The 15,177-nt window shown below is 53.6% G+C and carries 18 protein-coding genes and 1 tRNA gene; 11 read left to right on the top strand and 8 right to left on the bottom strand.

Features of this window, described 5'->3' with window-relative positions; all coding sequences use genetic code 11:
* The 6 genes from QXG22_02255 to QXG22_02230 all read right to left on the bottom strand — a co-directional run.
* A partial coding sequence (locus tag QXG22_02255) for a hypothetical protein (GenBank protein ID MEM0358820.1) occupies positions 1-1,402 on the bottom strand: 1,402 nt, incomplete at its 3' end.
* Positions 1,402-2,901, bottom strand: a complete 1,500-nt coding sequence (locus QXG22_02250) for an AMP-binding protein (GenBank protein MEM0358819.1) — start codon at positions 2,899-2,901, stop codon at positions 1,402-1,404. The genes QXG22_02255 and QXG22_02250, both read right to left, overlap by 1 nt.
* A gap of 54 nt (positions 2,902-2,955) precedes the next feature.
* Entirely contained in the window at positions 2,956-5,469 is a 2,514-nt protein-coding gene (locus QXG22_02245) for an FtsX-like permease family protein (protein ID MEM0358818.1), read from the bottom strand.
* Positions 5,470-5,527: 58 nt separating this feature from the next.
* Positions 5,528-6,244 (bottom strand): ABC transporter ATP-binding protein, encoded by a 717-nt coding sequence (locus QXG22_02240; protein MEM0358817.1) that lies wholly within the window; start codon positions 6,242-6,244, stop codon positions 5,528-5,530.
* A complete protein-coding gene (locus tag QXG22_02235; protein MEM0358816.1) occupies positions 6,228-6,779 on the bottom strand; it encodes a nitroreductase family protein in 552 nt (183 codons plus the stop codon). The genes QXG22_02240 and QXG22_02235 overlap by 17 nt, the downstream gene beginning before the upstream one ends.
* A gap of 76 nt (positions 6,780-6,855) precedes the next feature.
* Positions 6,856-7,695, bottom strand: a complete 840-nt coding sequence (locus QXG22_02230) for an enoyl-CoA hydratase/isomerase family protein (GenBank protein MEM0358815.1) — start codon at positions 7,693-7,695, stop codon at positions 6,856-6,858.
* A 58-nt stretch (positions 7,696-7,753) separates the two neighbouring features.
* Between QXG22_02230 and QXG22_02225 the strand changes: the two genes are divergently transcribed.
* The 3 genes from QXG22_02225 (at position 7,754) to QXG22_02215 (ending at position 9,013) form a co-directional block, all read left to right on the top strand.
* Positions 7,754-7,831, top strand: a tRNA-Arg gene (locus QXG22_02225).
* Positions 7,832-7,875: 44 nt separating this feature from the next.
* On the top strand, positions 7,876-8,619 hold the full coding sequence (locus tag QXG22_02220) for a HesA/MoeB/ThiF family protein (protein ID MEM0358814.1): 744 nt from the start codon (positions 7,876-7,878) through the stop codon (positions 8,617-8,619).
* Positions 8,591-9,013 (top strand): molybdenum cofactor biosynthesis protein MoaE, encoded by a 423-nt coding sequence (locus QXG22_02215; GenBank protein ID MEM0358813.1) that lies wholly within the window; start codon positions 8,591-8,593, stop codon positions 9,011-9,013. Before QXG22_02220 ends, QXG22_02215 begins: the two co-directional genes overlap by 29 nt.
* A gap of 4 nt (positions 9,014-9,017) precedes the next feature.
* Here the strand turns inward: QXG22_02215 and QXG22_02210 are convergent, their stop codons facing one another.
* Entirely contained in the window at positions 9,018-9,911 is an 894-nt protein-coding gene (locus QXG22_02210; protein ID MEM0358812.1) for an MBL fold metallo-hydrolase, read from the bottom strand.
* Between the two features lie 25 nt (positions 9,912-9,936).
* A complete protein-coding gene (locus tag QXG22_02205) occupies positions 9,937-10,311 on the bottom strand; it encodes a hypothetical protein (protein MEM0358811.1) in 375 nt (124 codons plus the stop codon).
* A gap of 91 nt (positions 10,312-10,402) precedes the next feature.
* Here QXG22_02205 and QXG22_02200 point away from each other — a divergent pair, with 91 nt between their 5' ends.
* From QXG22_02200 to QXG22_02165, 8 genes are all read left to right on the top strand, one after another.
* Positions 10,403-10,642: a hypothetical protein gene (locus QXG22_02200; protein ID MEM0358810.1), complete on the top strand. Its 240-nt coding sequence runs from the start codon at positions 10,403-10,405 to the stop codon at positions 10,640-10,642.
* Positions 10,643-10,789: 147 nt separating this feature from the next.
* Positions 10,790-11,740, top strand: a complete 951-nt coding sequence (locus tag QXG22_02195) for a hypothetical protein (protein MEM0358809.1) — start codon at positions 10,790-10,792, stop codon at positions 11,738-11,740.
* A gap of 235 nt (positions 11,741-11,975) precedes the next feature.
* Positions 11,976-12,419: a hypothetical protein gene (locus QXG22_02190; protein ID MEM0358808.1), complete on the top strand. Its 444-nt coding sequence runs from the start codon at positions 11,976-11,978 to the stop codon at positions 12,417-12,419.
* A 1-nt stretch (position 12,420) separates the two neighbouring features.
* Positions 12,421-12,780 carry a hypothetical protein gene (locus tag QXG22_02185; protein ID MEM0358807.1) on the top strand — a complete coding sequence of 120 codons (360 nt, stop codon included), beginning with the start codon at positions 12,421-12,423 and terminating at the stop codon, positions 12,778-12,780.
* The gene (locus tag QXG22_02180) at positions 12,777-13,181 is read left to right on the top strand and encodes a hypothetical protein (GenBank protein MEM0358806.1); all 405 of its coding nucleotides are present in this window, start codon (positions 12,777-12,779) and stop codon (positions 13,179-13,181) included. The genes QXG22_02185 and QXG22_02180 overlap by 4 nt, the downstream gene beginning before the upstream one ends.
* On the top strand, positions 13,172-13,618 hold the full coding sequence (locus QXG22_02175) for a hypothetical protein (GenBank protein ID MEM0358805.1): 447 nt from the start codon (positions 13,172-13,174) through the stop codon (positions 13,616-13,618). The genes QXG22_02180 and QXG22_02175 overlap by 10 nt, the downstream gene beginning before the upstream one ends.
* Positions 13,608-14,228: a hypothetical protein gene (locus tag QXG22_02170; GenBank protein ID MEM0358804.1), complete on the top strand. Its 621-nt coding sequence runs from the start codon at positions 13,608-13,610 to the stop codon at positions 14,226-14,228. The genes QXG22_02175 and QXG22_02170 overlap by 11 nt, the downstream gene beginning before the upstream one ends.
* Positions 14,225-15,157 (top strand): SDR family oxidoreductase, encoded by a 933-nt coding sequence (locus QXG22_02165; protein ID MEM0358803.1) that lies wholly within the window; start codon positions 14,225-14,227, stop codon positions 15,155-15,157. Before QXG22_02170 ends, QXG22_02165 begins: the two co-directional genes overlap by 4 nt.
* Positions 15,158-15,177: the final 20 nt, after the last annotated feature.

Genomic DNA, 15,177 nt, shown 5'->3' with positions numbered 1-15,177 from the left:
TGGGTGGGAAGTCCTTTGGCTTCAGCCACTCTATCGTGGGATCGAAGAGCCACTTCAGCCTCGGCACTTCGTCGTAGGGTGGGACCCTTCCCGTCTTGAAATCTATTCCTCCCTCCGCTTCCATGAGTTCTCTAAAGGGCTTTAGAGAAGGATCTTTGATGATGGTGTCCGGATTTTCAACCATCTGGGCGTCCCATATAGTGGTTTCAGTGTAGAGGGGAGCGGGCATGGCTGTAAGCAGGGCTCTGGGGGGAGGTATTCCTTCATCGAAGGGTTCGGCAAACCCTTTGAACATCTTTCCTTCCAAGAAGAGTTTTAAGATGGAGTGAAGAAGGGGGGTCTTCTTCGGAGGGGTGACTATTTTGTTGATGGCATCGCAGAGAAGTCCTTTGGGTCCCTGCAGGAAAAGCTCTGCCATGGCCCTAACACACCCTTCCTTGGTCAGCTTCATGGCGCTTTCAAAGCCCGGCGGGGCTGGATACTGGATATAGTATTGGAGGGGGTGGCCAAAGAGTCTGGTGTTGTTGACGGCCATCCAGGGATCCCCCCAGAAACCCGAAACACTCCAGAAATTCAACTGGGTCCCCACTCCCCAATGGCCCGGAGAGATGGAGAGATAGAGATTGGCATGTATCCACTTTCTGAACATTTCTTGTCTTAGATCCATCATGATTTCCCTAGCCGGGCGTACCCATTCCTCCAACACATAAGGCATATGCTTGGGAAGCTCCCTTACCTTCACTCCGGTGACGGGATCTCGTATGTTGAGCTGATAAGTCAAATCCTTAGGTGCAGCCACGCTCTCGCTAGGAGTGAGAAGCCTTTCACGGTCATCCTCGTCAAAGTGCTGGGCAATTTCTTCACTAGTTCCCACCAACCAGTATTGGGTGGGTATTCCCTTCTCGTTATGAAAACCTTCTATCCAATCGAATTCCCCTTTCCAGTAGTCCACATGTAGCCAGAGGGTGGTGGCATACTCACCGTACAAATACCTCATGCTGGCGAAGCCCAGATCGGGTCTCACCAGATAGGCTGGGGGCTGGGCCAGATGACAAAGCCATTTGGCTTCGATGGCCTCCTCGGGTGGGAGGTTTCTGGAAAGGGCTTCCTTGCATAGGGAAATGGCGTAGAAGTTGCGATGAGCCCACTCTACGAACTCCTCATATTCCAGCCTATGCCAAGTCTTCAGGTCTAATCCTCCCCTCTCCCTGATCCAAATCACGATCCAGGGATCTACGCAGAAACCTTCGGGGGCCAGGTGCTCATGTCCGGGAGGATACACATCCCTGAACTTCTTGATAATGTCTTCCCTCATGGAGAGGATGGGTTGAACCCTTTGCTTGAAGTCCTCGAAAGCCTCCCTGCTCAGGATCTTTCTCACGCCTTCCAGATGCTCCGACATCATCTCCTCCTCCTGGTCATCCTTTGAATGAACTCTTGGAGTCTATCCCTGGGAATGAGAGGAACGAACTCCACTTCCCTAACCCTCTTGAAGGGGGCGAGCTTTTCCTCCACCCATCTCATGAGTTCTCCCGCCGTGACCCTCATTCCTGGTTTCAAGACCACAAAAGCCACCGGAATTTCACCACCCGCCAGTCCCGGTTTTCCTGCCACCACCGCATCCAGAACGGCTTCATGTTCTTTGAGCACCCCCTCCACTTCTTCTGGGGAAATACCGAAACCCCTGAACTTGATCATCCTCTTCTTCCTTCCCACCAGCTCCAAGTTTCCTAGGGCATCCATCCTAGCCAGATCACCCGTGTAGAGCCAGCCGTCCCTCAATACCTTGGCAGTTTCTTCCGGTCGGTTCCAGTATCCTTTCATCACTTGCGGACCCCTTACTATCAGTTCTCCCACTTCCCCGGGCTTTACTTCCCTTCCCTGCTCGTCCACCACCTTCTCCTCCATTCCCGTAGCTGGCCCTAGAGAGCCCGAGGGAGCTTCCCCAACCTTGGGAAGATTCACGAAACCTGAGGCTTCCGCAAGCCCATAGGAGTTGATTACGGGGACTCCGGTGAGGGAATGGAATTCCTCAGCCACTTCCTTGTTGTAAGCCTCTTCCACGTTGCAGACGAAGCGGAGGGAGGAAAGGTCATACCTTGTGATCACGTTGGGAAGATCCGTTAGGAGCATGATGTTGCTCATGGGGAGAAGAACCTTGGAAACCCACAGCTGTTCTACATGGGAAAGGAAAACTTCGATATCAAAGCTCTTCTCCAACACTACGGAGTTGCCCAGGTAGAGGGAGAGGAAAAGTTCGTCAAGGCTGAAGATGGAATACATGAGGTGAATGAGGGCGACCCTATCATCAGGTTTACCGAAGGAGAGCTCTGGAGAGGCCAGACGCTTGATCACGGAAAGGAGGTTGTTGTGGGTGAGCACGGCTCCAAGATATCCCTTCTCCCTGGCAGCATACATCAAAATGGCAGGATCGTCCGGAGAGATGTTTACGGGAGGCGGAGGAGAGGTTTTCTGGAGTTCTTGAAGGGTAATTGTTCCAAGATCTCCACTTATGGAAATAAGATGCTTTAATTCCGGCAGTTCTTCTCTCACGTTCAGTAACACACTCGAAGTGGCTTCTTCGAAGAAGATTGCCTTGGCGCCCGAATCGGCTAAAAGATTGCGAACTTCCCTTTCCCTGAAGGCAGGGTCAATGGGTACTGCAATTGCACCCGCTTTTAGGATTCCTAAGAGGGCATAAACGAATTCCGGTCTGTTCCAAAGGTATAGGGCTACCCTATCACCCTTTCCTATTCCCAGCTCCGCCAGACCCGAGGCTATCTTGTCGGATTCCTTGTCCAGTTGCTGAAAAGTGAAAAGGGAAGGATAAAGGAGGAAGGGTTTTTCCTTGAATTCTTCCGCCGCCCTTTTTGGAAGCTGGGAGAGAGTCTGGACTTCCATTTGCATTCTATTTTCTCGTGCGTAATTTAAAGGTTGTGGACACTAAGGGTTTTCCTACCTCCGTAAGGCCTCCACGATCGTGAGTTTGGAAGCCTTGTAAGAGGGGTAAAGACCTCCGGAGATGGCGGCGACGAAGGCCAAGAGGGAAGCGTGGAGGATAGCTTGTAAAGGTAAGACCATCTCAACGGTGAAACCGGCGAAGGACATGGAAGAGGTCACACCCTTGAGGAGGATGGGACCGCAGACCAATCCTATGACTAAACCCACCAGCCCCACTGCCACGGCTTCCCCCAGGAACATCAGAAGGACTTGGGAACCGCTCATTCCTTGGGAGCGGAGGATTCCTATCTCCCTCCTTCTTTCCGTCACGTTCATGAGCATCACCACCGCGATGGCTATCGCTCCTATTAGGACGGAGAAGTAAAGGACGGCAAAGAGGATGTTGAATACCCTGTCTATGCTTTCCCTGGCGTATTCCAGGATTTCCTCTTGGGTAATGGAATGGGTGGAAAAGCCACAATTTGGATACTGACGGTCGATTCTCTCCCTTATTTCAGAAGGGTTGAAACCCTCCTTCACGTTCACGAGGAAACCCCAAGCCCTACCCTTGCCCCAAACGGGATAGAAATACTCGTCCTGGGCGAGGAAGCTGATCACCGCTGACTCGGAGAGGGGATGACTTCCTATCCAAACATGCTCCAGCACCGCTCCGGTGAAGATGCCCACCACCCTGAAGTTTTCTTTCCCAGGTACCATCCCCCTTTCCGTGAGTCTCCAGGTTTCCAGTGTTAGGTAGTCTCCAGCTCTTACACCCAGCTTTTCCGCCAGATGCTTGGGAAGGAGCAGGGTCTTGGGATCCTGGGAAAGCTGAAGGTAGGCTTCCTCGGGGGGGAGACCCGGGGGATCCACAAAATCCTGTTTTATCACCTTGGGTAGGAGTTGCGGATCCACCACGAAGACTCCTATGGACCTACTGGAGGGCTCCAAACATTTGGTTCCTGGATAAACTATGCTTACTGGGACAGCTTCCTTTACCCCTTCTATCCCCCTAAGGTTTTCCACGAATTCCACGGGGAGATTCTTTTCAGAAATCAGGATTAGGTCAGCACCCAAGGACTCCTTCACACTTTCTTCCATCGCTTCTCTAATCCCAGTTTTAAGACCGCCCAGCATCACCACGAAGCTGAGACTCATCCCCACGATCCCAAAGCACACCGCCGTTCGTAGGATTTTCCTTCCCAAGTTTTTCGAAACCAACCTTCCCATCCCCCCAAAACCGGACAGGTGGAGGGAGGAGAAACTCAGGAAAAGGGCAGCTAGGATGATGGCACCCACCGCCATGATGAAGAAATCCAGTCCAGGAGTGGGTGAGGGGAGCAGACCTAGTTGGAGGGAAGAACCTAGAGAGAAAAGGGAGAGTCCAGCCAGTAACAACCTCCCCTGTTTCACCCCTTCCCTTCTCATCTCGGGACGGAGGGCTTGGTCCACCGTCACCCTGCAAGCTGCGAGGGATGGGTAGAAGGCTCCACCCAGTACCGCGAGCATCCCAGCCAGAATCCCTTGAAGAAGGGTTTTGATGGAGGGAGTGAAGTAGAGTTTCCCACCCATGCCCTCCACCCCCACGAAGAGGAGGAGGAAACCTCTTCCCAGCAGAAGGCCCAGAAGGATTCCCAAGGAGACTCCCAGAATTCCCAGCAGGAAGCTCTCTGCGAAGAAGACGGAAAAGATTTGGGGACTGGAGGCCCCCACCGACCGGAGGATGCCTATTTCACTAATTCTCTCCCTCACGGTGATGAACATGGTGTTGAACACCAAGAAGAGACAAACGACAAGTGAGACTACTACCATCGCATCGAGTCCCTGTCTGAAGCTGGCTGTTTGCCTTTTCATCACCTCTATCGCCTCTATCTTTGGAGCATGGATTTCGAACTCCGTACCAAAAACTTCCTCCAGTTCATCCCTTACCTTTCGGGTATCCTCCACGCGCTCGAGTTTGATCCAAAGAGAAGAGAGTTTTCCCTCCATACCCGAAAGTTCCTGCAATTTTTCCAAGCAGATGAAGAAATACTTCTGGTTGAACTCCACCCTTTCCTTCGGTTCGTAGATGCCTGAGACCCTGAGGTAATGGAGGGTACCATTCTCGGCCAAGCTCTTTACGAAACTCACGGGGAACCAATCACCTATCCTCAATCCGTAGTTCTCCGCCAGTGCCTTCGTGATCACCACATTTTCCCCTTTTAATTCCCCTCCTCCAGAGATGGTTTCCAACAGGCTCGTGTAGTAATATTCGGAGGGATCCACTCCCCTGGCCCCCACCACTTCTCCCGGATTTCCCTCGATGAAGGCCGCCAGATAAAGAACCTTAGCCACTTCTTTTATGCCCTCCACCCTTTCCAAGAGGATAAGGTTATCCTGATCGAAGGGTGAGGGCGAGCCATAAGTCACGATGAGGTCGGTTTCGCCCCACCCCCTTTCCAGGTACTCCTTAAAGGCTTCAAGAGCGCTTCCCGTGGCCAGGTTCACCCCTATGAAGAGGGAGACGCTTACCGCTACCGCCAGGGCAGTCAACAGATTCCTGGTTTTCCTTCTGGGAAAGCTGCGGAAGGGGATCTTGAGGAGGGACAAATCATTTCCCCCTGTTTCTCATCTCCCCCACGATCCTTCCATCCCTTATCTTCAGCGTTCTATCCGCCATGCCAGCTACCACGGGATCGTGGGTTACCACGATTACCGCCACTCCTTCTTCCTTCGCCGCTTTTCTGAGGGCCTCTACCACTTCCTTTCCCGTTTTCGTGTCTAGATCTCCGGTGGGTTCGTCGGCCAAGAGAATGGAGGGGTGGTTGGCGAGAGCCCTAGCAATGGCCACCCTCTGCTGTTCTCCCCCGCTGAGCTCGTCGGGACGATGGTGGGCCCTGTGGGAGAGGCCCACCAGCTCCAGAAGTTCTTCCGTTCTCCTCCTCCTTTCCTCCTTCGGTTTTCCAGAAATGAGCATGGGGAGTTCCACGTTTTCAAAGGCCGTGAGGACGGGGATGAGGTTGTAAAATTGGAATACAAAGCCTATCTTTTCCCTCCTGAGACGGGTCAATTCCTTTTCACTCATCTTGGTCAAATCCTGTCCATCGATGTAGATCCTTCCACTGGTTGGACGATCGAAGGTGCCTATGAGGTTGAGGAGGGTAGTTTTTCCCGAGCCGGAGGGTCCCATGATGGCAGTCATTTCCCCCCTGAAGAACTTCACCGTTACCCCCCTCAGGGCCGGTACCCTCACTTTGCCAAGCTGATAGACCTTCTTCAGGTTCTTGGTTTCAACCGCTGGTGAAGCAAACTCATTTCCTTTGACCATATTTTTCCCAGTATACGAACTCTGAAAGTTCTTTCCGACGGGGGGCCTTGGGTTCCTCGGCTGGGTAGCCTATGGGAACGAGTTCCACCACCCTCACTCCCTCGGGCACTCCGAGCAATTTCTCCACGGCCACACTGTCGAAGTACCCCACGTGCACGGTTCCCAAGCCCAATGCATGGGCGGCGAGGCACAGGTTCTGGAGGGCGAGGGCCACATCGAAGAGATAGAAATCGCCTTTGTCTGTTACGGGTTTTCCCTTGTAAAAGCCCGAGACTCCCGTTCTCCCGCAGGCCACAAGGACCACGGGCGCCGTTCTTACGGCTTCTCTAGCAGGGTTTCCGGGTGGAAGGGTTTCCGAGAGCTTTTCCTTAGTGGAGGGCTCCTTCACCACGATGAATTCCCAACATTGGGTGTTGGCCCAAGAAGGTGCCCAACGGGCTGCCTCCAGAAGTTCCCTCAGCTTCTCCTCTTCCACTTCCTTTGGGAGGTATTTCCGTATGGACCTTCTTTCCTTTATGGCTTTTAGTACATCCACGTTGGCAATAGCCCCGGCCTCCTTTTAACTTTACCGCCCTTTGGAAAGTTAAAAAAAGAAAGGAAAGGGAAAGGTTCTACCTCCCCTTCCACTGGGGTTCCCTCTTCTCGAGGAAGGCCATCAGCCCCTCTTGGAAGTCTTCGGTCTGGGTGAGGAAGTTCAGCGCTTCTTCTTCCAGTTTCAGTGCGGATTTCAAGTCCATTTCGATTCCCTTGTTCATCACTTCCTTGATCTTCTTCACGGCCAACGGGGCCTTCTTCGCCAAGTCTTTGGCGAACTCCATCACCGTTTCTTCAAGTTTCTCCATCGGAACACAGACATCCACCATGCCCAGGCGCTCGGCTTCTTTACCGCTCACCGTTTTTCCGGTGAGGATTAGCATCTTCGCCTTGGGAAGACCGATCCTCCTGGGAAGCCTTTGGGTTCCCCCCCACCCAGGAAGGAAGCCCCTTAGGACCTCGGGTTGTCCCAGCTCCGAATTCTCCGAAGCGAAGATGAAATCGCAGGCTAGGGCAAGTTCATTTCCTCCTCCCAGGGCGTATCCGTTGACCATGGCTATCACCGGCTTTTCGTAGTCTTGGATGTAGTCGGTCAGGGAGAAGGGAAGGGGTGCGGCTTCGGACATGTCCCATCCGGCCGAGAACACGTATCTTATTTCCGTCTTCCCTTCTTTTTCCCTTATCCTGGGAGCCCCCGTTATCACCACCACTTTCACGCTGTCGTCCTTTTTTATTTCCTCCATGGCATCCCTTAGTTCCGTAGCGAGGGTAGGATTGATGGCGTTCATCCTGTCCGGTCGGTTCAGAGTAATCTTAGCAACCCCGTCCTTCTTTTCTACTATAATGGTTTGGTAAGCCAAGTTTTCACCTCCCTCCTTTTTACTCTTCTTATTTAATCCTACCGTAGGTTCACCCAAATCGTTCGTCTCCCCGCCCGGCGCATAATCCTAAAAACCGAAAGGGGGAGTATGGTGGGGGCCCGTGGCCAAGTCAGGATAAGGCAGCAGCCTCCTAAGCTGCAAATCGTGGGTTCAAATCCCACCGGGCCCGCCATCCGATCCCCCTGCTTTTTTTAGTAGTTGGGGAGAGGAGAGGAGATGGAGAGATACAGCAGGCAGATGATGATTCCAGGGTTTGGAAAAAGGGCGCAGGAGAAACTGGGAAAGGCACACGTAATAGTGGTGGGTTTGGGAGGATTGGGCTGTCCCTCCTCCCTATATTTGGCGGCGGCAGGTGTGGGAAGGATTACGCTGGTGGATGCGGAGAGGGTGGAGGAGAGCAACCTGAACAGGCAGGTTCTACATTGGACGAGGGATGTGGGAAGATCAAAGGCAGGATCGGCGGCGGAAAAACTCAGGGAGCTGAATCCGAGCGTGGGCGTGGAGGTAGTGGAAGAGAAGCTGGGGGAGGAAAATGTGGGAGAGATCCTGAAAGGGGATGTGGTGGTTGATGGTCTGGACAACTACGAGACCAGATATCTTGTGAACTCCCATTGCGTGAAGAAGGGGATTCCCTTTGTACATGCGGCGGTGGAGGGTTTCATAGGACAGCTCCTGACCGTAGTTCCGGGGAAGGGGCCTTGTCTTCGCTGTGTGATCCCGGAGCCTCCTCCCCCCAAACCCCTCTTTCCAGTGCTCGGTCCCGTCCCCGGAGTGATGGGATGCTTACAGGCTTTGGAGGTCATCAAACTCCTCACCGGACTGGGAAAGCCCCTCGTGGGCAGGCTCCTGCTTTTCGAGGGAAAGGGCATGACCTTTGAGGAGGTGGAGGTCAAAAGGAATCCCAACTGTCCAGTTTGCGGTGAGGGGCATGGTGGACGTAGGTCTCCACAAAAAAGGTGAAGTGAGTCTTGAGCTCCTCCTGCGCAGGATGAGAAAGAAATGGAAAGGAAGGGCAGGGGCCTTCACCTGCTTCGTGGGCATGGTGAGGGGGAGGTCGGAAGGGGGAAGGAGGGTGAAGTACCTCCATTACGAGAGTGCTGAGAAGGAGGCCCTGGACACCCTCAGGAGAATAGCGAAGGAAGGGGAAGGGAAAGAGGGGATTTTGGAGGTATCCATTCACCATGTGGTGGGGGATTTGAAACCGGGGGAGGAGGCCCTTTACGTGGTCATAGCTTCAAGGCACAGGAAGGAGGCCTTCTCCCTCCTTCCGAGGTTGATGGACAGGCTGAAGAGTGAAGTACCCATCTGGAAGAAGGAAGTCTACGGAAGGGAGGGAAGGTGGATAGAGGGTTAGAAGTCTAGGCCCTCCTGAAGCCCCTTTCCGTCCTAACCACTTCTCCTCTCTCCTCCATCCTCCTGAGGTGTTTTTCCACCATCATCCGCTCGAAGAGCCTGTAGAAGACCTGTGGCTCTGGAAACCTCCCATAGATGAGGGCCGCATCCACGATTTCCTTGAGGGTTCTCTCCTCCTCCAGGAAAGCGAGCAGTCTTTTCTCTCTCTCCTCGATCTTCTTCCCGTACTCCTCCAGCTTCTCCCTTATCTCTTCCCTCCCCCTCACCACTCCTTTGTGGCTGGTCACCGCCACCTCGGTTGGGAATTCCTTCACCCTCTTCAGGGAGGAAAGGAACTGATCGATGTCTGAGTCCACACACCCGTACCACGGACCGAAGGAAGTTAGGTCTATGTCGGCCAGGAAGAGCAGCCTCTCCGAAGGGATCCAGAAGCAACAGTGACCCGACGAATGACCGGGTGTGTGCAGGACTTCCACTTCCAGTCCCCCCAGATCCAACACCTCCCCACCTTCCAGCTCCACGTCCACCCTTGAGTCCCTGAGGTCGAACATACCGATGAGGAATTCCATCATGCCATTTCCTATTTCCTCGTTGGGGCAGCCATAGAGGGCTTCCAACCTCTTCACCGACCTAACGGCAGGGGCGTCCTCCCTATGGCAGAGGACCTTGGCCCCCTCGAAAAGACGGTTCTGGCAGAAGTGGTCCTCGTGTCCATGGCTTACCAGTAGAAGATCAACCTTCTCTTCCTTGGCCAGCTCCCTCGCCTTCTCCGGCCCTATTCCGGTGTCTATCAGAGCCGTGAGGTTCCTCCCCTTCAGGAGGAGGGAATTGGAGAAGGGATATCTTCCCCGGTTCTCCCCCTCCACGAAGTAAATCCCGGGCGCTAGCTCCTCCAGCATCCTCTCCTTAAGGAGGACGTACCCCTTAAGTTTTGGGAGATGGGGACTCGAGGAAGATTTTCCCCAGGATTTCCCCCTTCCAGTCTCTGTGTTTGAAGAGCTCCTTGAAAGCCGGAAAGCTCCTCACGAATTTTTTAACATCCTTCCACTGGGGCCAGAACTCGGAGAGGGGTACACATTCCCAGTCAGGGTAATGCATGGTGCTGATGAAGAGGCACATCTCCTCGTAGTAGCCCACGTTGGGATGTGCACACTCCACCACCACGAGGGACATGGTTTCGAGGTCTACTCTCGTGGCCCTCCAGAGGTATTCGTCCCCGCTATCCAGTTCCTTGGCTTCGGCATGTAAGGGTGGTTCTACCCTCCTAATCCTTCCCTTCAGCAAGGGAGGCTCCTTCACGATCCGATCGTTCCGCAAGAACTATTTAAGGATGATCCCCAATTGGACCTCTCATTCCCGTGGTTGGCTGGCCGATGTACTCTCTGTGTAAGTGAAGAAAAGGGAGTTCACGCCCGCTGAAGTTTACGCGTTTGAAGACAAATTGGCAGACTTCCCCACGAACCATACCGATGAGGAATTCCATCATGCCATTTCCTATTTCCTCGTTGGGGCAGCCATAGAGGGCTTCCAACCTCTTCACCGACCTAACGGCAGGGGCGTCCTCCCTATGGCAGAGGACCTTGGCCCCCTCGAAAAGACGGTGTTAGTTCCTCTAGCATTTTTCTCTTAAGCCTAGTCTAGCCTTGGTTCAGCTTTCTCGTAGCGTGAAATTTTTCTGGAGATCTTCCTCGAGTTTCTAAAGCTTGCGAAAATTGGCATCGTCGTTGGTGGTCATGAGTTCTGCGAAGATTTAAGATCTTATTCCCTTTTTTCTAAGATGGAAGAGTATTTTTTCGTTGCAGTTTCGAACAAAGAAAATCTGGAATTATGCCTGGAATGGGCCATGGCTGGTTTCCCGGACACCATCAATGGAGTTTGGGCATATTGTGACATAAAACCAGGAGATTTTCTGACTTTCCTCTATGGGGCAAAAGCCTACAACCTTTACCGAGTGATCAGAAAGGAAGCAGTAAAGAATCCCCAAGTTCTTCCCCCGCCCTGGAAACCCATCTTCTTTCAAACCTCAGGTAAAGTTTGTCATTTTCCCTTCCGATTAGAACTGGAGCCGTTGAGGAGACTGGAGGAACCCTTGATCAGACATGAGTTCTCCTACATCGCGGAAAACCTTCTTCAGAGGGGTGGTTACTGGAAAACACATTTCCAAGCGGACCAAACTACTTTGCAACAAGTTTCAGGAATGGGAGAAGTTTGGAGAGACGAGGTGAGGAGGAGAGAGGGGATCTCACCGGACCTGTTTGAGCCTAGGTTCGTCAGGAGTAGAAAAAAGGTGGAAGGGGCCTATCCCCTACGTGAGGTCATAGTCCAGTCCGTTCTCCGCCACCACCTCCTCAGGCGAGAAGTTTTGAAGAAGTTACTCAATCTTCTTGGTGTTGAGGGGGTGGGGGAGCTGGAAGTGCTGGGAGAAAAGGCACTTTCTGAGGGATATGTGGATATCTTCATTAAAGAATCATATCCAAAGGGAAAGAAGGTGATGATTGCGATTGAAGTCAAGCTTGGCTCTGCGGAAAGAAGCGATATCGAGCAGCTCGAGAGATATGTGGAAGAATTAGGGGAAGAATGTAAGGCAGGTGTTCTACTGGCCGAAAGGGTACCAAAGCATGTGAGCCCGCCAGAAAGAATTCATCTGATTCCTTATTCTTTCGCCATCGATCTTTCTTCGCCCCATACCTTTGAGGAATTGCTGAAAGGAGTAAAACTAGAGCTCTAAAGTGTGATGACCCAGCGGTATCCACAGCTCAAGCACTTAACATCCCCAAAGCCTCTTTTCACCGGTTTGACTTTCTCGGAACCACACATGGGACATCTGAGTTTTCTCATCCAAGGGATGGGGCCGTCAGCTTTTTTAAAAAGAGAATGTCCCCTCTTTTTCTTCCTAAAATCCGAAAATGGTGCTTCCTCCATGTTTTTAAACCCTTGGGGAGTAAGAGAAAAAGTCTGAGAAAATGGGTCTAGAGCAGAAAGGGGTAGAGCCCCTCGTGATGAAGCTCTTGGCCGGAGTGGTCTTCTTCGGCCTGGCCCTCACCATAGGTGTGGCCCTCTACACCCAGCTTGGGAAGGGCGTGACCTCTTCCACCGCCTTCCATCTCTCCGTCGAACCCTCTTCCCTTAGGATCGGGATTCCCGAGAACGGGGAGAACCAGGTGACAGTTAGGGTGTCCATCACTAGGATAGCGGGTTACGACCGCTTGGTCCAGCTCTCCGCTTCCCCCTCCCTCGGGGGAGTTTCCCTCCAGTTCAACCCATCCTCTGGAACACCCGATTTTTACTCCACTCTGGTGATCAGGGTGACCCCTTCCGCCTCACCCACCACCATTTCCCTAACCGTGAAGGCAAAGGGAGAGGATGGAACCGAGCGTTCCTGCCCCCTCGAGCTGAAGCTGGAATGACATGGAAGTTCTGAAGCTGGTTGCGCTGGTCCTCCTCTCCTCCTTCGTATTGCTGGTTCTTTTCTTGGGGATTGAGCTCCTCACTTCCCTTTCCTCTGAGGCCAAAGCGGAAAAGGCCCTCCTTTCCCTTCGAGAGGCCCTGGGGGTCCTTGGAACCACGGGAAATCCCCAGACGGTGGTCCTGGATCTCCCCGAGGATCAGGAACTGATCTTCGAGGGAAAGGAGGTCAGGCTGGCTGGGAAGAGGCTGGAGCTTGAGTACCCCATCAGGACTCCAGAATCCTTCAGGGGAAGGCTCAGGCTGGAGCTGAGGTTGGAGAAGGGACCTTCGGGCTGGGAAATGGTGGTGAGGGAAGTATGAACCCCAAGCTCCTCAGGGTGCTCTTCGCCTTCCTCTTTTTCCTCTCCTTTTCTTTCCTCCTGGGCTCTTCATACCTGAGGGTAAAAGAACTGGCAGGAATGGAAGTCCTGGCCGATTCTTCCTGTTCTCTCCTCATCCGCCTTTGCGCGGAGGAGCTTTCCTCCGGAAAGCCCTATGTGGTGGATCCCTCCTCCCTTTCCTCCCTGGAGTTCAGGAGGAAGGTGGGAGAAAGGGAGGTGGAGTTTAGGATTTGGGCGGAGGATTTGAGGGGGAGGAAGTGGGGTCCCTTTGGTCCCCTTCCTCCAGAGGGTAAACGGAAGTGTTCCCTCCTCGCCCCCGTTTCCTTGCTTGAGAACTTTCCCCAGCCCGGAAGGTTGGGGCTGGAGGTCTGGTGGGCATGAAGGGGGTGGCCGATCTCCTCGCCATCGCTTCCATGTTTTTCCTCCTCCTCACGGCCTCCAGTATCCTTTATCTCTCCCTTTCCTCCTTCGGTCTCTCCCCCCACAGGTACATGGAGCTCAAGGCGGAGCAACTCTACCGTACTCTGGAATCCTCTGAGGTGGTTCCCGGAGTAGGTTACTTGAGGGCGGTGGCCGAGATCCTTCTCCTAGACGATCCCACCGTTCCCGAAAACGAGCTTCCCCTCTCCGAAGTGCTCGAGTTTCTCTGTCCCGAGAATTTGGGAGCCTTCCTGGAGATGAGGACGGAGAATGCGTTCAAAAGGGTGGAGGTGGGGAGGGGAGAGAGGGTCTTGGCCACCAGAAGGGGGGCCCTCACCTTGGCCACCACGGGGGGTCTCGTGATGGTGAGGGTGGAGGTGGGCCTGCTTGGACCATAGGGGTGCGGCGGAGACGGTGGCGGTTTTCGCACTTTTCCTGATCCTTTGTTCTTGGGCTGCCCTTTGGACCTTCAACCGTCTCTGGGAAGAGGAAGTGGGTACATCGAGGATCCTTCTCGCCTCCGACTTCACCCGTGCTGTTTCGTTGAGTGTGAAGGGGGAGTTGGAGGGCCTGTTGGAGGATACCCTTCCCCTGGCGATGTATGAGGCGGGAAGAAGGGGGGGAGGGGAAGAGGAAGTGGAGAAAAAGGTCCTCTCCCTCCTCAACGCCAGGATTTTGGAGGGTTGGATGTATCCGAGCGTCGAAGTAAAAGTGCCGGTGGTGGAGAACCTCCTCTTCCTCTGGAGGCCAGATGGTAGCTTGGAGGTGAGGGGATGGTTGCCAGCCTCCTTTGAGCATTCTGGCGGTTGTAAGCTCTTCGGTCTGGAGCTGAGGGTGGAGGCAAGGGAGCGTTTCCTCCGCCTCAAACATCTGGCTTCCATCCCTCTGGGAAAGTCGGTGGAGGAACTGAATTCCCTTTTCTCCCAGGAGGGAATTCTCTTCGAGGAGGAGAACGGAAGGTTGAAACTGACGGATTACCAAGCGGGGAGAAGGGTGGTCGTGGAATGAGGATACTGGTGACGGGAGGGGCTGGTTTCATAGGTTCCCACACGGTGGATCTCCTTCTCTCCCAGGGGTACGAAGTGACGGTACTGGACGATTTCTCTTCCGGAAAAAGGGAAAATTTGGCAGTCCATCTGGAAAAACCTTCTTTCAAGCTGGTAAGGGGGGACATCAGGGATTCGGAGGCGGTGGGGAAGGCAATGGAGGGTGTGGAGGCGGTGATCCATGAGGCCGCACTGGTCAGCGTTCCCCTTTCCTTCGAGAGACCGGAAAGGGTAAGGGAAATAAACGTGATGGGTACCCTCCATCTTTTGGAAGCTTGCGCGAGGAAGGGGGTGAGGAGGTTCATTTATGCCTCCTCCGCCTCGGTTTATGGGGAGCCCAAACATCTACCCGTGGCTGAAGACCATCCCCCTTCCCCCCTTTCACCCTATGCCGAGTCCAAGCTAAGGGCGGAATGGGAGTGTCTGAGGTTCTTCAGGGAGAGGGGTCTGGAGACGGTCTGTCTCAGGTACTTCAACGTTTATGGCCCCAGGCAAGGAGGGGGAGAGTATGCTGGGGTGATCGTGAGATTTTTGGAAAGATTGAAAAAGGATCTTCCCCCCCTCATCCATGGAACCGGGGAGCAGACGAGGGATTTCGTGTATGTGGGGGATGTGGCACGGGCCAACCTCCTTGCCCTTACCTCCCCAAGGGCGCCTGGTCAGGTGCTGAACATAGGAACGGGAAGGGAGACCAGCATCCTGGAGCTGTGTTCCCTTTTGCTCAAGCTGACGGGAAAGGAGGGAATGAAGCCCATCCACGGTTCGCCGAGGAGGGGTGATATCAAGAGGAGTGTGGCGGATGTGAGGAAGGCAAAGGAAGTGCTGGGATTCGAAGCCAAAACCACCCTGGAGGAAGGATTGAAGGAAGTCTTACGCTTCTGGCACCGCTAAATTATAAAACGGTTCGTCAG

Source organism: Candidatus Hadarchaeales archaeon (assembly GCA_038736355.1).
Taxonomy (GTDB): Archaea; Hadarchaeota; Hadarchaeia; order Hadarchaeales; family WYZ-LMO6; genus WYZ-LMO6.
The sequence above is the reverse complement of the archived record's forward strand: the minus strand, read 5'-3'. Positions and strand labels throughout refer to the sequence as shown.